The sequence below is a fragment of the Pseudomonas sp. PI1 genome (genome assembly GCF_000812405.1).
GTDB classification, from domain to species: Bacteria; Pseudomonadota; Gammaproteobacteria; order Pseudomonadales; family Pseudomonadaceae; genus Pseudomonas; species Pseudomonas citronellolis.
Genome location: NZ_JWMC01000060.1, coordinates 60,217 through 76,667, shown reverse-complemented (window position 1 = coordinate 76,667; position 16,451 = coordinate 60,217). Strand labels below are relative to the sequence as shown.

Annotated in this window: 16 protein-coding genes; 13 read left to right on the top strand and 3 right to left on the bottom strand. The window is 66.5% G+C overall.

Going from position 1 to position 16,451, the window contains the following annotated elements; all coding sequences use genetic code 11:
• The first annotated feature begins 3 nt into the window (after window positions 1-3).
• From mltG to RN02_RS19855, 5 genes are all read left to right on the top strand, one after another.
• On the top strand, window positions 4-1,086 hold the full coding sequence (gene mltG / locus RN02_RS19875) for an endolytic transglycosylase MltG (RefSeq protein WP_043316156.1): 1,083 nt from the start codon (window positions 4-6) through the stop codon (window positions 1,084-1,086).
• A 21-nt stretch (window positions 1,087-1,107) separates the two neighbouring features.
• Complete coding sequence (tmk, locus tag RN02_RS19870) at window positions 1,108-1,740, top strand: dTMP kinase (protein ID WP_043316155.1); 633 nt, start codon at window positions 1,108-1,110, stop codon at window positions 1,738-1,740.
• A complete protein-coding gene (locus RN02_RS19865) occupies window positions 1,733-2,719 on the top strand; it encodes a DNA polymerase III subunit delta' (RefSeq protein WP_043267251.1) in 987 nt (328 codons plus the stop codon). The genes tmk and RN02_RS19865 overlap by 8 nt, the downstream gene beginning before the upstream one ends.
• A 34-nt stretch (window positions 2,720-2,753) precedes the next feature.
• Window positions 2,754-3,110 carry a PilZ domain-containing protein gene (locus tag RN02_RS19860; RefSeq protein ID WP_009621447.1) on the top strand — a complete coding sequence of 119 codons (357 nt, stop codon included), beginning with the start codon at window positions 2,754-2,756 and terminating at the stop codon, window positions 3,108-3,110.
• A 79-nt stretch (window positions 3,111-3,189) separates the two neighbouring features.
• On the top strand, window positions 3,190-3,966 hold the full coding sequence (locus RN02_RS19855) for a TatD family hydrolase (protein ID WP_043316153.1): 777 nt from the start codon (window positions 3,190-3,192) through the stop codon (window positions 3,964-3,966).
• A gap of 973 nt (window positions 3,967-4,939) precedes the next feature.
• Here the strand turns inward: RN02_RS19855 and RN02_RS19850 are convergent.
• Entirely contained in the window at window positions 4,940-6,073 is a 1,134-nt protein-coding gene (locus RN02_RS19850; protein WP_043316151.1) for an aminotransferase class V-fold PLP-dependent enzyme, read from the bottom strand.
• Window positions 6,074-6,157: 84 nt separating this feature from the next.
• Between RN02_RS19850 and RN02_RS19845 the strand changes: the two genes are divergently transcribed.
• From RN02_RS19845 to RN02_RS19825, 5 genes are all read left to right on the top strand, one after another.
• Window positions 6,158-6,796: a TetR/AcrR family transcriptional regulator gene (locus RN02_RS19845; protein ID WP_009621451.1), complete on the top strand. Its 639-nt coding sequence runs from the start codon at window positions 6,158-6,160 to the stop codon at window positions 6,794-6,796.
• Window positions 6,797-6,879: 83 nt separating this feature from the next.
• On the top strand, window positions 6,880-7,848 hold the full coding sequence (locus RN02_RS19840) for a GTP 3',8-cyclase MoaA (protein ID WP_043316149.1): 969 nt from the start codon (window positions 6,880-6,882) through the stop codon (window positions 7,846-7,848).
• A 29-nt stretch (window positions 7,849-7,877) separates the two neighbouring features.
• Window positions 7,878-8,768 (top strand): radical SAM protein, encoded by an 891-nt coding sequence (locus RN02_RS19835; protein WP_043316147.1) that lies wholly within the window; start codon window positions 7,878-7,880, stop codon window positions 8,766-8,768.
• 64 nt (window positions 8,769-8,832) lie between these two features.
• On the top strand, window positions 8,833-9,444 hold the full coding sequence (locus tag RN02_RS19830) for a DUF4823 domain-containing protein (protein ID WP_043267243.1): 612 nt from the start codon (window positions 8,833-8,835) through the stop codon (window positions 9,442-9,444).
• The gene (locus tag RN02_RS19825) at window positions 9,441-10,001 is read left to right on the top strand and encodes a DUF1285 domain-containing protein (RefSeq protein WP_043316145.1); all 561 of its coding nucleotides are present in this window, start codon (window positions 9,441-9,443) and stop codon (window positions 9,999-10,001) included. Before RN02_RS19830 ends, RN02_RS19825 begins: the two co-directional genes overlap by 4 nt.
• A gap of 257 nt (window positions 10,002-10,258) precedes the next feature.
• Here the strand turns inward: RN02_RS19825 and RN02_RS19820 are convergent, their stop codons facing one another.
• Window positions 10,259-11,914 (bottom strand): electron transfer flavoprotein-ubiquinone oxidoreductase, encoded by a 1,656-nt coding sequence (locus RN02_RS19820; protein ID WP_043316143.1) that lies wholly within the window; start codon window positions 11,912-11,914, stop codon window positions 10,259-10,261.
• A gap of 346 nt (window positions 11,915-12,260) precedes the next feature.
• Between RN02_RS19820 and RN02_RS19815 the strand changes: the two genes are divergently transcribed.
• From RN02_RS19815 to fabV, 3 genes are all read left to right on the top strand, one after another.
• Window positions 12,261-13,010, top strand: coding sequence for an electron transfer flavoprotein subunit beta/FixA family protein (locus RN02_RS19815; protein ID WP_043316141.1), 750 nt, complete (start codon window positions 12,261-12,263; stop codon window positions 13,008-13,010).
• Window positions 13,010-13,939: an electron transfer flavoprotein subunit alpha/FixB family protein gene (locus tag RN02_RS19810; protein ID WP_043267238.1), complete on the top strand. Its 930-nt coding sequence runs from the start codon at window positions 13,010-13,012 to the stop codon at window positions 13,937-13,939. The genes RN02_RS19815 and RN02_RS19810 overlap by 1 nt, the downstream gene beginning before the upstream one ends.
• A 203-nt stretch (window positions 13,940-14,142) precedes the next feature.
• Entirely contained in the window at window positions 14,143-15,339 is a 1,197-nt protein-coding gene (gene fabV / locus RN02_RS19805) for an enoyl-ACP reductase FabV (RefSeq protein WP_043316139.1), read from the top strand.
• Between the two features lie 58 nt (window positions 15,340-15,397).
• On the opposite strand, the gene RN02_RS19800 is transcribed toward fabV, so the two are convergent.
• Entirely contained in the window at window positions 15,398-16,348 is a 951-nt protein-coding gene (locus RN02_RS19800) for an alpha/beta fold hydrolase (RefSeq protein ID WP_043316137.1), read from the bottom strand.
• Window positions 16,349-16,451 lie beyond the last annotated feature (103 nt).

The following is a 16,451-nucleotide window of genomic DNA, read 5'->3' as shown; positions in this document are numbered from 1 at the left end:
GTGATGCGCAAATTGCTGGTGCTGCTGGAAAGCGGCCTGCTGTTGGCCGGGCTGTTGCTCGGCCTGGCCGGCTGGGAGCAGCGCCGGGCCCTGCAGCAGCTGCTGCAGCTGACCGAAGAACGCCTGCTGGACGTCCCTTCCGGCGCCACCCCGGGGGCGCTGCTGACGCGCCTGCAGGACGAGGAAGTGCTGCACGGCGCCTTCTGGCTGCGCCTGTACTGGCGCTTCAACCTGGCCGGGCAGGCCCTGCACAGCGGCGAATACCGGCTCAAGCCGGGGATGAGCGGCGATGACCTGCTGGAACTGTGGCGCGAAGGCGACGTGGTGCAGTACAGCCTGACCTTGGTAGAGGGCTGGACCTTCCACCAGTTCCGCGAACTGCTGGCGCGCCAGCCCAAGCTGGAGGCCACCCTGGCCGGCCTCAGCGACGAAGAGGTGATGAAGCGCCTGGGCAAGGCCGGCGTCGTGCCCGAGGGGCACTTCTTCCCGGACACCTACCGCTATGTCCGCGGCATGCGCGACATCGACCTGCTCAAGCTGGCCTACCAGCGCATGGAGCGCATCCTCGACCAGGAGTGGCAGGGCCGCAGCGGCGACCTGCCCTACAAGGACCCGTACCAGGCGCTGATCATGGCATCGCTGGTGGAGAAGGAAACCGGCGTGCCCCAGGAGCGCCCGCAGATCGCCGGGGTCTTCGTGCGCCGCCTGCAGAAGAACATGCTGCTGCAGACCGACCCGACCGTGATCTACGGCATGGGCGAACGCTACAGCGGCAAGATCAGCCGCGCCGACCTGCGCGAGCCCACCCCCTACAACACCTACGTGATCGCCGGCCTGCCGCCGACGCCGATCGCCATGCCCGGGCGCGAGGCGATCCATGCCGCGCTCAATCCGGCCGATGGCCAGAGCCTGTATTTCGTCGCCCGTGGCGATGGCAGCCACGTGTTTTCCGACAACCTCGACGACCACAACAAGGCGGTGCAGGAATACCAGCTGAAGCGGCGCGCGGACTACCGGTCCAGCCCCGCGCCGATTCCCGCACCGGCGCCGGCGGAAGCTCCCGGGCAACCGCCGGCGCAGCAGTAGCACAGACAGAAGGAGAGCCGAGTGAGCGGCCTGTTCGTCACCCTGGAAGGCCCCGAAGGCGCGGGCAAGACCACCAACCGCGAGTACCTGGCCGAGCGCCTGCGCGAATGCGGCGTGGAAGTGCAGCTGACCCGCGAGCCCGGCGGCACGCCGCTGGCCGAGCGCATCCGCGAGCTGCTGCTGGCCCCCAGTGACGAGCCGATGGCGGTGGATACCGAGCTGCTGCTGATGTTCGCCGCCCGCGCCCAGCACATCGCCCAGGTCATCCGCCCGGCTCTGGCCCGTGGCGCCGTGGTGCTCTGCGACCGCTTCACCGACGCCACCTACGCCTACCAGGGCGGTGGCCGCGGCCTGCCGGAGTCGCGCATCGCCGAACTGGAACGCTTCGTCCAGGGCGAGCTGCGCCCGGACCTGACACTGGTCTTCGACCTGCCGGTGGAAGTCGGCCTGGCCCGCGCCGCCGCCCGCGGCCGCCTGGACCGCTTCGAGCAGGAAGGCCGCGAATTCTTCGAGGCGGTGCGCCAGACCTACCTGCGCCGCGCCGCCGCCGAGCCGCAACGCTACCAGGTGCTCGACGCCGCGCAGCCGCTGGCGCGCGTACAGGCCGACATCGAGGCCCTGCTGCCGAACCTGCTGGAGCGCCTGCATGGCTGAGATCTACCCCTGGCAGGCCACGCTCTGGCAGCAGCTCAGCGGCCGCCCGCGGCATGCCCACGCCTACCTGCTGCACGGCCCCGCGGGCATCGGCAAGCGCGCCCTGGCCGACAACCTGGTGGCCCTGCTGCTCTGCCAGCACCCGGCCGGCGGCCGCGCCTGCGGCCAGTGCAAGGGTTGCCAGCTGCTGGCCGCCGGCACCCATCCGGACTTCTTCCTGCTGGAGCCGGAAGAGCCGGAGAAGCCCATCCGCGTCGACCAGGTCCGCGAACTGGTGGACTTCGTGGTGCAGACCGCGCAGCTGGGCGGGCGCAAGGTGGTGCTGCTGGAGCCGGCCGAGGCGATGAACCTCAACTCCGCCAACGCCCTGCTCAAGAGCCTGGAGGAGCCCTCCGGCGACACCGTGCTGCTGCTGATCAGCCACCAGCCCAGCCGCCTGCTGCCGACCATCAAGAGCCGCTGCGTGCAGCAGGCCTGCCCGCAGCCGAGCGCCGAGCAGAGCCGCGCCTACCTGGCCAGCGTGCTGCCCGGCGAGGACGCCGCCGCGCTCGACGAGCTGCTGGTCCTGGCCGGCGGCTCGCCGCTGACCGCCCAGCGCCTGTACGGCCAGGGCGTGCGCGAACAACGCGCGCTGGTGGTGGAGGGAGTGAAGAAGCTGCTCAAGCAGCAGATCGCCCCCGGCCAACTGGCGGAAAGCTGGAACGCCGTGCCGCTGCCGCTGCTGTTCGACTGGTTCTGCGACTGGGCGCTGGGCATCCTGCGCTACCAGCTGACCCGCGACGAGGCGGGGCTGGGCCTGGCGGACATGCGCAAGGTGCTGCAGTACCTGGCGGAGAAGTCCACCCAGCCCAAGGTCATGGCGATCCAGGACTGGCTGCTGGAGCACCGGCAGAAAGTCCTGAACAAGGCCAACCTCAACCGTGCCCTGCTTCTCGAAGCCCTGCTCGCGCAGTGGGCAAGCCTGCCGGGGCCGGGCTAGAATCGGCCAATCGGATCATCGCTAGGACAGCCCAATGAGCTTGCCACCGAACCTGGGACCGCGTAACGGTATCCTGTCCCTGACCATCAAGGACAAGTCCGTACTCTATGCCGCGTACATGCCGTTCATCCGCAACGGCGGGCTGTTCATCCCGACCAACAAGACCTACAAGCTGGGCGACGAGGTCTTCATGCTGCTCAACCTGATGGACGAGCCGGAGAAGATCCCGGTGGCCGGCAAGGTGGTCTGGATCACCCCCAAGGGCGCCCAGGGCAACCGCGCCGCGGGCATCGGCGTGCAGTTCAACGACGGCGACAACACCGCGCGCAACAAGATAGAGACGTACCTGGCCGGGGCGCTGAAGTCCGACAGGCCGACCCACACCATGTAAGTCGCGCGCCGCGGCGCGCATGAGCAGAACGCAGGAGGCGCCCGCAGGGGCGCTTCGTCATTTCCGGAGTACCCATTCGATGCTGGTCGATTCCCATTGCCACCTCGACCGCCTGGACCTTGCGGCCCATGGCGGTTCGCTGGACGCCGCCCTGGACGCCGCGCGCGCCCGTGGCGTCGGGCAGTTCCTCTGCATCGGCGTCAGCGCCGACAACGCCCGGGCGGTCAAGGACCTGGCCGAGCGCTACGCCGACGTGCACTGCTCGGTGGGCGTCCACCCATTGGACCTGGCCCCCGGCACCCCGCCGGCCCTGGACTGGCTGCTGGCCGAACTGAACCACCCGCGCGTGGTGGCCATCGGCGAGACCGGCCTGGACTACCACTACGAACCCGAAGCCGCCGAACTGCAGCAGGAAGCCTTCCGCCTGCACCTGGAGGCGGCGAAGCTCACCGGCAAGCCGGTCATCGTCCACACCCGCGAGGCCCGCGCCGACACTCTGGCGCTGCTGCGCGAGGCGGCGCTGCCCCAGGCCGGCGTACTGCACTGCTTCACCGAGGACTGGGAAATGGCCAAGGCGGCGCTGGACATCGGCTTCTACATCTCGTTGTCGGGCATAGTCACCTTCCGCAACGCCGAAGCCCTGCGCGAAGTGGCCCGCCAGGTCCCGGCCGACCGCCTGCTGGTGGAAACCGACTCGCCGTACCTGGCGCCGGTACCGCACCGCGGCAAGCCGAACCTGCCGGAGTACGTGCGCGAAGTGGCCGAGTACCTGGCGGTGTTGCGTGGGGTGAGCTTCGAGGTGTTGGCTGAGCAGACTACGGCGAACTTCAAGCGGTTGTTCCCGTTGGCGGCGTGATCTGATCGCCGGCCTGTAGGAGCGAGCTTGCTCGCGAATGGGGTTTGCCGGGGGCGTAGGTGTTGGGTTTAAGAGCGCCCTCTCCCCAACCCTCTCCCGCAAGCGGGAGAGGGGGCTGTCCCGAGCTGCTAGGGAGTTCGGAGTCATCCTGATACTCCTACCTCCACCCCGCCATTTCCGCGAACGCGGGAATCCAGTGACGAGCGGTTCGCGAGCAAGCTCGCTCCTACGAAAAGCAAAAGCGCGTTTGCTCTTGGACTTCCAGAGAAACACCCGAGCGCACCGGAACGCCCCTTCAGAAGGCCGAACGAAACCGGCGCTCAGGAGGTCATGCGACATGGATGTCGCGAGAGCCCCGATGGGCTACAGGGACGTACCCTCGGGGCGGGCCTCCGTGGCGGGGGAGTTCGTGAGGGTAGCCCGACTCTGTCGGGCCCGTATGTCGGGGCAAGCCTTTTTGGTTCCTTTTGTGGCGATTGACAAAAGGGACTCGCCCGAGGGGGCGAAACGAGAAACATCCAAGCACTCGGTGCGGCGCGCTACACCAAGCCCCCAAGCCACTGGGTTATCCCCCTTCGGGCCAGCGCACACGCTGTTCGCGATGGAGCCGCGTCCCGCGTTCGCAGAAATGACGGGGATGGAAGTGCGGGCCAAGGCTCGCGCCTACAGGCAGGAAAGGGCAGGCGCAGCCCAATTATTTCACGCACATAAAAAAAACCCGGGTTCTGGGGGATGAATCCGGGTCAAGACCATTAGGAGTGTAACAATAAGGTACGCGATCCTCGATACCTTCACTGGCGGGGCACTTGGGGGGGAGATGCCGCACACCAGTAAGTTCAAGTATTGGCCAAGATGGCGGAGCTTCCACAACCGCCCGGCGGTTTTTTAAACGGATTTGGAATACTGCTCCGCCCATGGCCCGCCATTTGCCGCCTGCGCCCGGGGCCAGGCCCCCTGGCTCGCGGGTTGCGGCTTATTCCCGGGCCAGGGCCGAGATGATGGCCAGTGTGTCCTCTATCACCTTTTCCGGGGTGTAGAAGTGCGGCGAGAAGCGCACCCCGGCGCCGCGCTGGATGCAGACTACCTGTTCGGCCTTCAGCCGCTCGTGCAGGCGGGCGTTGTCCCAGCCGTCGAGGCTGAAGGTCAGGATGCCGGCCCGGCGCTCGGGTTGCTGCGGGCTGTGCAGGCGCGCTCCGGGGATGCCTTTCAGGCCATCTTGCAAGGCCTGTACCCGTTCGGCCAGGGCTGCGCCGACCGCCGGCATGCCGAATTCCTCCAGCAGCCCCAGGCTGGCGTCCAGGGCCACGGCGCCGAGCATGTTCGGGCTGCCGCATTCGAAGCGCCGTGCGCTGCGCGCCGGCTGCCAATCGGTCTGGTTGTAGTTGCCGGCGTTTTCCAGCATGTGCCAGCCATATTCCTGCAACGACAGCAGGTCGCGCTCGGCGGCGCGGCAGTAGAACACCCCCAGGCCCTCGGGGCCGAGCATCCACTTGTGGCCGTCGGCCATGGCGAAGGCGCAGTCGTAGGCCTGGGCGTCGAAGGGCAGGGCGCCCAGTTGCTGGATGGCGTCGATGCAGAACAGCACGCCCCGCTGTCGGCAGCCGGCGCCGAGGCGCTCCAGGTCCATGCGCAGGCCGCTGGCGTACTGCACGGCGCTGATCGACAGCAGGCGCGTGCGCGGCCCGCAGGCGGCCAGCAGGTCGGCCTCGGGATCGGCGCCTTCCAGGCTCACCTGGATGACCTCCACCCCGCGCGGCTTCAGGGCTTCCCAGACGACGCGGTTGGAGGGGAATTCCTGGTCGCTGATCACCACCTGGTCGCCGGGGCGCCAGTCGAGTCCGAAGGCCACGAAGGAAAGGGCTTCGGACGTATTCTTCACCAGGGCGACGTCGCCCGTGGTGGCGGCGCCGACCAGCTGCGCAAGGCGCTGGCGTAGGCGGTTCTCCACCTGCAGCCACTGCGGATAGTCGCGCGCGCCCAGGCGGATGTTCTCGCTGGCGAAGGCGGCGACGGCGTCGGCGCTACGCTTGGGCCAGGGCGCCACGGCAGCGTGGTTCAGGTAGCGCAGGCCGGGTTCCTGGGGAAACTCGAAAGAAAGCGGATTCATGGCGGATGTTCCGTGCATTTTGTCGCTGAATAGGCATAATACGCGGCTCCGGATTTTGACTATTTTTGACCGAACAGTCTTTTTATGCAGAAAGAGCCACGCAAGGTTCGCGAATTCCGTCGTCGCGAACAGGAGATCCTCGACACCGCCCTCAAGCTGTTCCTTGAGCAGGGCGAAGACAGTGTCACGGTCGAGATGATCGCCGATGCCGTGGGTATCGGCAAAGGCACCATCTACAAGCACTTCAAGTCGAAGGCGGAGATCTACCTGCGCCTGATGCTCGACTACGAGCGCGACCTGGCGGCGCTGTTCCACTCCGAGGACGTCGCCCGCGACAAGGAACGCCTGTCGCGCGCCTACTTCGAGTTCCGCATGCGCGATCCGCAGCGCTACCGCCTGTTCGACCGCCTGGAAGAGAAGGTGGTGAAGAACAGCCAGGTGCCGGAGATGGTCGAGGAACTGCACAAGATCCGCGAATCCAACTTCGAGCGTTTGAGCCAGCTGATCAAGGAGCGCATCGCCGCCGGCAAGCTGGAGGACGTGCCCGCGTACTTCCACTACTGCGCGGCCTGGGCCCTGGTGCACGGCGCCGTGGCGCTGTACCACTCGCCGTTCTGGCGCGAGGTGCTGGAGGACCAGGAGGGCTTCTTCCAGTTCCTCATGGACATCGGCGTGCGCATGGGCAACAAGCGCAAGCGCGACGGCGATACCCCTGCCGCCTGAACCAATGCCGGCGGCGCTTTCGGGCCGCCGCCGCGGCCCAGCGGGGATATACTGACAGAACCACTCTCCGCCGGAGTCGATAGATGATCGTCGACCGCCAGGGCAGGCGCTTCCGCAACCTGCGCGTCAGCCTTACCGCCGCCTGCAACTACGCCTGCACCTATTGCGTGCCGGACGGCAAGCGCCTGGTCGCCGCGCAGGACGAGCTGTCCGCGCAGAGCCTGGTGCGCGGCGTGGCCTACCTGATCGAGGCCGCGGGCATCGAGCGCCTGCGCATCACCGGCGGCGAACCCCTGGTCAGCCCCAAGCTCGACGAATTCCTGCATGGCGTCAGCCGCCTGGGCCTGAAGGACATCAGCCTGACCAGCAACGGCCAGTTGCTTTCGCGCAAGCTGCCGCTGCTGCTGGAATGCGGTATCCGCCGGCTGAACGTCTCCCTCGACACCCTGGACGCCGCGGCCTTCCGCGGCATCGCCCGCGGCGGCGACCTGGCCACGGTGCTCAAGGGGCTGGACGAGGCCAGCGCCGCGGGCATGAAGGTCAAGGTCAACATGGTGCTGCTGCGCGGGCAGAACCTCGACCAGGTCGTCCCGCTGCTGGACTACTGCCTGGCGCGCGGCTTCGAGCTGCGCTTCATCGAGCTGATGCGCATGGGCCACCTGGCCCGCGACGGCAACGCCTTCGCCAGCCAGTTCGTCGGCCTGCGCGAGCTGCTCGAACTGATCGGCCGCGGCCACCCCTACATCCAGGCCGACGCCCCGGTGGACGCCACCGCGCTGCGCTACGAAGTGCCGGGGCAGGGCTTCTTCGGCGTGATCGCCAACGAAAGCGTACCCTTCTGCCGCACCTGCTCGCGGCTGCGCCTGTCCTCCACCGGCTGGCTGCACGGCTGCCTGTCCTCCAGCAACCGCCACTACGTCGGCGACCTGCTCGACAAGCCGCGCCACCAGGCCCTGCCGGCCCTGCAGCGGCTGCTGGTGAAGGCCCTGGCGGACAAGCAGGAAGTGGCCTTCTCCGGCGGCGTCACGGTGATGAAGATCATCGGCGGCTGAAACCCGACATTCCCCAAGCCAAGCGATCCATGCACGACTTCCCCATTTCCTATATCGAACCGGTGTTCCGCCCGCCGAGCGAGGCGCATTCGCTGATCCTGCCGGTGACCAACGGCTGCTCCTGGAACCAGTGCGGCTTCTGCGAGATGTACACCCAGCCGCAGAAGAAATTCCGCGCCCGCGACGAGGCCGAAGTGCTGGAGGAGATCCGCCGCTGCGGCGAGCGCCTGATCGTCCAGCGCGTGTTCCTCGCCGACGGCGATGCCCTGGTGCTGCCGACGCGACGCCTGCTGAACGTCCTGCGGGCGATCCGCGAGCACCTGCCGGAGGTGCGGCGGGTGTCCAGCTACTGCCTGCCGCGCAACCTGCGCAAGAAGTCGGTGGCGGAACTGAAGGAACTGGCCGACGCCGGGCTGGGCATGGCCTACGTCGGCGCCGAGTCCGGCGACGACGAGGTGTTGGCGCGGGTGAACAAGGGCGAGACCTACGCCTCGACCCTCGACGCCCTGGACAAGCTCGGCCAGGCCGGCATCAAGCGCTCGGTGATGATCCTCAACGGCCTCGGCGGCCAGGGCCTGAGCGAGCAGCACGCGGACAACTCGGCGCGCCTGATGAACGCCGCGCAGCCGGAGTTCCTCTCCACCCTGGTGGTCAGCTTCCCCATCGGCGAGCAGCGCTTGCGCGAAGGCTTCCCCGACTTCCAGCCGCTGGGCCAGGCCCAGCTGTTCGCCGAGGTCGAGCGCCTGCTGCAGGGTCTGGAGTTGCGCGACACCGTGTTCCGTAGCGACCACGCCTCCAACTACCTTGTGCTCAAGGGCGTGCTTGGCGCCGACAAGCCGCGCCTGCTGGCCCAGGTGCGCGAGGCCATCGAGCGGCCGCAGCAGGCGAAGCTGCGCCAGGAATGGCAGCGCGGCCTGTGATGGCGCGGAAGCTGCATCCGTCCGGCCAACGCCGGTTTTTCGACGCCGGCCGCGGAGAGATCGAATGCGCTACCTGTTGTTGACCCTGGCCCTGGCTGCGCTGGCTGGCTGCATGAAGCCCAGCGACATGGCCGAACGCACCGGCTACTACATGGGCGACGCCGGCTTCCTCGACCACAGCCACACCCACCGCACGGGGAACTGGCGGGTGCAGCCGGACTCCTTCATCTACATCGCCCAGGGGCACTTCGTGCCGCCGGGGCATCCCTACGCGCGGCCCAACGTGGTGGCGGAGGAGGCCTTCAAGGGCTTCGTCGAATACTTCCCGCAGGTGCGCCGGGCCAAGGCCCCGGAGGGCCTGGACGAGGCCATGCAGGAGGCGCGGGCGGCCGGCGCCGACTACCTGCTGTACACGCGCTTCGCCCGCGGCGAGGACAATGTGGGAAACTGGGAAGAGTACGAAGACACCGACAACGACGTCGGACGCGACCGCAGCGTGATCCAGGTGATGCTGATCGACACCGGCAACCGCTTCCTGCTGGACAGCGCCACCATCCGCAGCCGCGGCGGTTTCCTGACGTTCTACGACGCCCGGCCCGAGGACCTGATCGGGCCGCCGCTGGAAGACTACGCCCGCAGCCTGCTGGGGGTGAAGGCGACCGAGGAGTTCCAATGACCGATACAGGCAAGGCCGGCGACCTGCTGGCGCAGATTCCCGCCGGCAAGGGCCTGCCGCCCGTGCACCTGTGGAACCCGCCGTTCTGCGGCGACATCGACATGCGCATCGCCCGCGACGGCACCTGGTACTACCTGGGCACGCCCATCGGGCGCAAGCCGATGGTCAAGCTGTTCTCCAGCATCATCCGCCGCGATGGCGACGACTACTTCCTGGTCACCCCGGTGGAGAAGTGCGGAATCCGCGTCGACGATGCGCCTTTCGTCGCCGTGACGCTGAGCGTGGAAGGGCAGGGCGAGGCGCAGCGACTGCGCTTCACCAGCAACGTCGAGGACGAGTTCGTCGCCGGCCCCGAACACCCGATCCGCGTCGACATCGACCCGCAGACCCAGGAACCGGCGCCCTACGTGCTGGTGCGCAGCAACCTGGAGGCGCTGATCCACCGCAACGTCTTCTACCAGCTGGTCGAACTGGCCGTGTCGCGCCTGATCGATGGCCAGGAATGGCTGGGCGTGTGGAGTGGCGGCGAGTTCTTCGCCATCGGCCCGCAGCCGTGACCGGCGGGTCCCGGAGCGGCCGGTAGTTCGCGGAAGGTGTCGCTACAGCGGTTGGGGCCTCAAGCCCCTGCAAGGTGTAGGAGAAAACGCTGTCGTAGGATGGGTTGAGCGAAGCGATACCCATCACCACGACCGCATGGGTTTCGCAGGCTCAACCCATCCTACGAAGAGCACCTCGGCGCAGGCACAAAAAAACGCCGTTTCCTGTGAGGGAAACGGCGTTCTTTCTACGCGAGGGCCTTACATGTTGGGCTGATTTACATATTGGGATAGTTCGGCCCGCCGGTGCCTTCCGGGGCGATCCAAGTGATGTTCTGCGCCGGGTCCTTGATGTCGCAGGTCTTGCAGTGCACGCAGTTCTGCGCGTTGATCTGGAAGCGCTTGCTGCCGTCGTCGTTGCTTACCACTTCGTACACACCGGCCGGGCAGTAGCGCTGCGCGGGCTCGTCGTAGAGCGGCAGGTTCTTGGCGATCGGCACGCTCGGATCGGTCAGCTTGAGGTGGATCGGCTGGTCTTCCTCGTGGTTGGTGTTGGAGAGGAACACCGAGGAGAGCTTGTCGAAGCTCAGCTTGCCGTCCGGTTTCGGGTAGTCGATCTTCGGCGCTTCGCTGGCCTTCTTCAGGCAGGCGTAGTCCGGGGTGGTGTCGTGCAGGGTGAGCGGAATCTTGCCGCCGAAGAAGTTCTGGTCGATGAAGTTGAAGGCACCGCCGCCGATGGCGCCGAACTTGTGGATGGCTGCGCCGAAGTTGCGGCTGCGGAACAGCTCGTCGTACAGCCAGCTGGCCTTGAAGGCGTCCACGTAATTGGTCAGCTCGTCGCCGCCTTCACGGCCGGCGGCCAGGGCTTCGGCGATGGCCTCGGCGGCCAGCATGCCGGACTTCATGGCGGTGTGGCTGCCCTTGATCTTGGCGAAGTTCAGGGTGCCCAGGTCGCAGCCGATCAGCGCGCCGCCGGGGAAGACCATCTTCGGCAGCGAGTTCAGGCCGCCCTTGCAGATGGCGCGGGCGCCGTAGGCCACGCGCTTGCCGCCTTCCAGGTACTGCTTGATCACCGGGTGGTGCTTGTAGCGCTGGAACTCGTCGAAGGGCGACAGGTGCGGGTTGCTGTAGGACAGGTCGATGATCAGGCCGACCACCACCTGGTTGTTCTCCAGGTGATAGAGGAAAGAGCCGCCCGGGTTGTCGTCGTTCAGCGGCCAGCCGGCGGTGTGCACCACCAGGCCCTGGTCGTGCTTGGCCGGGTCGATGTCCCAGATTTCCTTGATGCCGATGCCGTAGTGCTGGGCGTCGGCGTCGCTGTCGAGCTTGTACTTCCTGATCAGTTGCTTGCCGATGTGGCCACGGCAGCCTTCGGCGAACAGGGTGTACTTGGCGCGCAGCTCCATACCCGGGGTGTAGTACCCTTCTTTCGGATTGCCTTCGCGGTCGACGCCCAGGTCGCCGGTGACGATGCCGCGGACCACGCCGTTCTCGTCGATCAGCGCTTCCTGGGCGGCGAAGCCCGGGTAGATCTCGACGCCCAGGCCTTCGGCCTGCTGGGCCAGCCAGCGGCACAGGTTGCCCAGGGAGATGATGTAGTTGCCCTCGTTGTGCATGGTCTTGGGCACGAAGAAGTTCGGCACCTTGGTGGCGGCCTGGTCGTTCTTCAGGACGTAGATGTCGTCGCGCTTGACCGGGGTGTTCAGCGGGGCTTCGAGTTCCTTCCAGTTGGGGAACAGCTCGTTCAGCGCGCGGGGCTCGAACACGGCGCCAGAGAGAATGTGGGCGCCTACTTCGGAACCCTTCTCGACCACACAGACGCTGATTTCCTGACCCGCGTCGGCGGCCTTCTGCTTCAGTCGGCATGCGGCGGACAGACCGGCAGGGCCGGCGCCGACGATGACGACGTCGAATTCCATGTATTCGCGTTCCACTTCTCGATCTCTCCTAACTCAAGGCTCTACAGGCTATTTGTTGGTATGGGGCCGGGGGCGCTACCCCGGACAGAGCGGGGCGCAATTATAGCGACAGGGCCCAGCATAGTTATACCCCCCGTTTTGGGCAATACAAACGTTTGTTTGAAATGCGCGGAAGCCTGATAGAATCGGCTTCCGCGCCTTATGAACGGGCATTCACGCGTATTGACCCGACAGGGCGATGCGGTCAAGATAGCCACGGTTTTGCGGTCGCGGTCTCGCTGGATGTAGTCGCAGATGGCGTGCACTACCGGCCAGGCCTGTCTGGCGACATTCCTATTCACCGGAGAAAAACGAGGAATCCATGAAGGTTCTTGTAGCTGTCAAACGAGTGGTTGACTATAACGTCAAGGTCCGCGTCAAGGCGGACAACTCCGGCGTCGATCTCGCCAACGTGAAAATGTCCATGAACCCCTTCTGCGAAATCGCCGTGGAAGAGGCCGTGCGTCTGAAGGAAAAAGGCGTCGCCACTGAAATCGTCGCCGTCTCCGTCGGCCCGACCGCGGCCCAGGAACAACTGCGCACCGCCCTGGCCCTGGGCGCCGATCGCGCCATCCTGGTCGAGACCAACGAAGAACTGAATTCCCTGGCCATCGCCAAGGCCCTGAAGGCCGTGGTCGACAAAGAGCAGCCGCAGCTGGTCATCCTCGGCAAGCAGGCCATCGACAGCGACAACAACCAGACCGGCCAGATGCTGGCCGCGCTGACCGGCTACGCCCAGGGCACCTTCGCCTCCAAGGTCGAGGTTGCCGGCGACAAGGTCAACGTCACCCGTGAAATCGACGGCGGTCTGCAGACCGTTGCGCTGAACCTGCCGGCGATCGTCACCACCGACCTGCGCCTGAACGAGCCGCGCTACGCGTCGCTGCCGAACATCATGAAAGCGAAGAAGAAGCCGCTGGACGTGGTGACCCCGGACGCCCTCGGCGTTTCCACCACTTCCACCGTGAAGACCCTGAAAGTGGAAGCTCCGGCTGCCCGCAGCGCCGGCATCAAGGTCAAGTCCGTGGCTGAACTGGTCGAGAAACTGAAGAACGAGGCGAAAGTAATCTGATGGCTATCCTGGTAATCGCTGAGCACAACAACGGCGTCCTGGGCGCTGCCACCCTGAACACCGTCGCTGCCGCACAGAAGATCGGTGGCGATGTCGCCGTGCTGGTCGCCGGCCAGAACGTCGGCGCCGTGGCCGAAGCCGCCGCCAAGATCGCGGGCGTTGCCAAGGTGCTGGTCGCCGACAACGCCGCCTACGCCCACCAACTGCCGGAGAACGTCGCTCCGCTGGTGGCCGACCTCGGCAAGGGCTACAGCCACATCCTGGCCGCCGCCACCACCAACGGCAAGAACTACCTGCCGCGCGTCGCCGCGCTGCTGGACGTCGACCAGATCTCCGAGATCATCGAAGTGGTCAGCGCCGACACCTTCAAGCGCCCGATCTACGCCGGCAACGCCATCGCCACCGTGCAGTCCTCGGCTCCGGTCAAGGTCATCACCGTGCGCACCACCGGCTTCGACGCCGTCGCCGCCGAAGGCGGTTCGGCTGCTGTCGAGCAGGTTTCCGGCCCGGCCGATGCCGGCAAGTCCGCCTTCGTCGGCGAAGAGCTGGCCAAGTCCGACCGTCCGGAACTGACCGCCGCCAAGATCGTGGTCTCCGGTGGCCGCGGCATGGGCAACGGCGACAACTTCAAGATCCTCTACGCCCTGGCCGACAAGCTGGGCGCCGCCGTCGGCGCTTCCCGCGCCGCGGTCGACGCCGGCTTCGTGCCGAACGACATGCAGGTCGGCCAGACCGGCAAGATCGTCGCCCCGCAGCTGTACATCGCCGTGGGCATCTCCGGCGCCATCCAGCACCTGGCGGGCATGAAGGACTCGAAAGTCATCGTGGCCATCAACAAGGACGAAGAGGCGCCGATCTTCCAGGTCGCCGACTACGGCCTGGTGGGCGATCTGTTCGAGCTCGTACCGGAGCTGGAAAAGGCCGTCTGAGCCTGAACCGCTGACGAAGGAACCCGCTCCCAGGAGCGGGTTCTTTCATTTCCGGCCCCGGGTTTCCCGTGTTCGCCGCAGGGGATGACCCATTGGTCACGAATCTTCTCCCGGTTGCGCCCAAGAAGAGGTGTCTCATCTACAATGCGCGACGTCTTCAGTACCTGAACCTGTTCTAACGGCACCTGGCAAACGAGGTTTTCATGATCATCAAACCGCGCGTGCGTGGCTTCATCTGCGTCACTACCCATCCGACCGGCTGCGAAGCCAACGTCAAGGAACAGATCGAGTACGTCGAGGCGCATGGCCCCATCGCCAACGGTCCGAAGAAGGTCCTGGTGATCGGCTCGTCCACCGGCTACGGCCTGGCCGCGCGCATCAGCGCCGCCTTCGGCGCCGGCGCCGCCACCCTGGGCGTGTTCTTCGAGCGCCCGGGCAGCGAGACCAAGGCCGGCACCGCCGGCTGGTACAACTCGGCGGCCTTCGAGAAGTTCGCCCACGCCAAGGGCCTGTATGCCCGCAGCATCAACGGCGATGCCTTCTCCGACGAGGTGAAGAAGGTCGCCATCGAAACCATCAAGCAGGACCTGGGCAAGGTCGACCTGGTGGTCTACAGCCTGGCCGCCCCGCGCCGCACCCATCCGAAGACCGGCGAAGTCTTCAACTCGGTGCTCAAGCCGGTGGGCAAGACCGTCAACTTCCGTGGCCTGGACACCGACAAGGAAGTGATCAAGGAAAGCGTGATGGAGCCGGCGACCCCCGAGGAAATCGCCAACACCGTCGCGGTGATGGGTGGCGAAGACTGGCAGATGTGGATGGACGCGCTGCAGGAAGCCGGCGTACTGGCCGATGGCGCCAAGACCACCGCTTTCACCTACCTGGGCGAAGAGATCACCCACGACCTGTACTGGAACGGCTCCATCGGCGCCGCCAAGAAGGACCTGGACCAGAAGGTCCTGGGCATTCGCGAGAAGCTGGCCGCCACCGGTGGTGACGCCCGCGTATCCGTGCTCAAGGCCGTGGTCACCCAGGCCAGCTCGGCCATCCCGATGATGCCGCTGTACCTGTCGCTGCTGTTCAAGGTGATGAAGGAGAAGGGCACCCACGAGGGTTGCATCGAACAGGTCGACGGCCTGTTCCGCGACAGCCTCTACGGCAGCCAGCCGCACCTGGACGCCGACGGCCGCCTGCGCGCCGACTACAAGGAGCTGCAGCCGGACGTGCAGGACAAGGTGAAGGAACTGTGGAACCAGGTGACCAACGAGAACCTGTACCAGCTGACCGACTTCACCGGCTACAAGACCGAGTTCCTGCGCCTGTTCGGCTTCGAGATCGCCGGCGTGGACTATGAGCAGGACGTCAATCCGGACGTGCAGATACCCGGTCTGATCCAGCTTTAAGCGCTGATCTTCGCTCCGCACAGAACCGGCGCCCAGGCGCCGGTTCTGCATTCTGGCGTCAGCGAATGGCGGTGCGCTGGGCCCTGGCCTGTTCGAGGAAGTCCAGGTAGCGGTTGGCGGTCTCTTCCGGGCGCTCGATCATCGGCACGTGGCCGCAGTCGCGCAGGATGGCCACGCTGGGATGCCTGAGCAGCGGCTTCATCACCTCGATGCTGGAAACGTCCAGCACGCGGTCGCGGTCGCCCCACAGCAGCAGGGTGGGCGCGGTGATCTTCGGCAGCTCCGGCTCCAGCGGGATGTAGCGCTCGCGCAGCTGGCCGAAGATGTAGGCGTTGAGCTGGCTGCGCTGCACGCCGCGCTCGCCCAGGTACAGTTGCAGGCGCTCGGGCATCGGCGGGCGCTGGTAGAAGACGAAGTCCATCAGCCCGGAAAAGTCCTCGGGGCGGTTCAGCACCAGCGGGTTGGACTTCCCGCCGAGCAGACGCTTGAACAGCTCGCTCTGCTGCGGGGCCATGATCCCGGCGTTGTCGAACAGGCCCACGGAGAAGGCCATGTCCGGATGCCGCGCGGCCATCAGCGCGACTATCTGCCCGCCCATGGAGTTGCCCACCAGATGCAGGCGGCCGATGCCCAGGGCCTTGGCGAAGTCCACCAGGCGCTCGGCCTGGGTGCCGACGTCGTAGCTGATGGCCTGGGGCTGGCTGCTTTCGCCGAAGCCGGGCAGGTCGGGGATGAGCACGTGGTAGCGCGAGGTCAGGTAGCGGGCGAAGCGCGGCCAGTTGTCCTTGTCGGCGCCAAAGCCGTGGACCAGCAGGACGGTCTCGGCCTCGCGCGGGCCGCCCTCGTAGTAGCGGATGTCCAGGCCGTCGACGCGCACGCTCTGCTCGTCCAGGCCGGCGCGGGTGCGCTCGACGAACTGGGCGCTGGCCAGCAGGGTGGAAGGGAAGGCGTAGAGCACGCCGGCGCCGGCGGCCAGCAGCAGGACGAGGGCGAGCAGGACTTTCTTCATCGGTGATCCTTGTGACCGGGGTAGCGGAAATCGAGGGGCGGGAAGGGAACGCGACGGTTCCCGGCTTGGCGTATCCACCTGAACAGTGACATGCTGCACTGGC

Coding starts and splice junctions, on each gene's coding strand:
- mltG (WP_043316156.1), top strand. CDS start 4: ATGCGCAAATTGCTGGTGCTGCTGGAAAGCGGCCTGCTGTTGGCCGGG.
- RN02_RS19840 (WP_043316149.1), top strand. CDS start 6,880: ATGATCGTCGACCGCCAGGGCAGGCGCTTCCGCAACCTGCGCGTCAGC.
- RN02_RS19810 (WP_043267238.1), top strand. CDS start 13,010: ATGGCTATCCTGGTAATCGCTGAGCACAACAACGGCGTCCTGGGCGCT.
- RN02_RS19860 (WP_009621447.1), top strand. CDS start 2,754: ATGAGCTTGCCACCGAACCTGGGACCGCGTAACGGTATCCTGTCCCTG.
- RN02_RS19855 (WP_043316153.1), top strand. CDS start 3,190: ATGCTGGTCGATTCCCATTGCCACCTCGACCGCCTGGACCTTGCGGCC.
- fabV (WP_043316139.1), top strand. CDS start 14,143: ATGATCATCAAACCGCGCGTGCGTGGCTTCATCTGCGTCACTACCCAT.
- RN02_RS19830 (WP_043267243.1), top strand. CDS start 8,833: ATGCGCTACCTGTTGTTGACCCTGGCCCTGGCTGCGCTGGCTGGCTGC.
- RN02_RS19850 (WP_043316151.1), bottom strand. CDS start 6,073: ATGAATCCGCTTTCTTTCGAGTTTCCCCAGGAACCCGGCCTGCGCTAC.
- RN02_RS19865 (WP_043267251.1), top strand. CDS start 1,733: ATGGCTGAGATCTACCCCTGGCAGGCCACGCTCTGGCAGCAGCTCAGC.
- RN02_RS19845 (WP_009621451.1), top strand. CDS start 6,158: ATGCAGAAAGAGCCACGCAAGGTTCGCGAATTCCGTCGTCGCGAACAG.
- RN02_RS19835 (WP_043316147.1), top strand. CDS start 7,878: ATGCACGACTTCCCCATTTCCTATATCGAACCGGTGTTCCGCCCGCCG.
- RN02_RS19815 (WP_043316141.1), top strand. CDS start 12,261: ATGAAGGTTCTTGTAGCTGTCAAACGAGTGGTTGACTATAACGTCAAG.
- RN02_RS19800 (WP_043316137.1), bottom strand. CDS start 16,348: ATGAAGAAAGTCCTGCTCGCCCTCGTCCTGCTGCTGGCCGCCGGCGCC.
- RN02_RS19825 (WP_043316145.1), top strand. CDS start 9,441: ATGACCGATACAGGCAAGGCCGGCGACCTGCTGGCGCAGATTCCCGCC.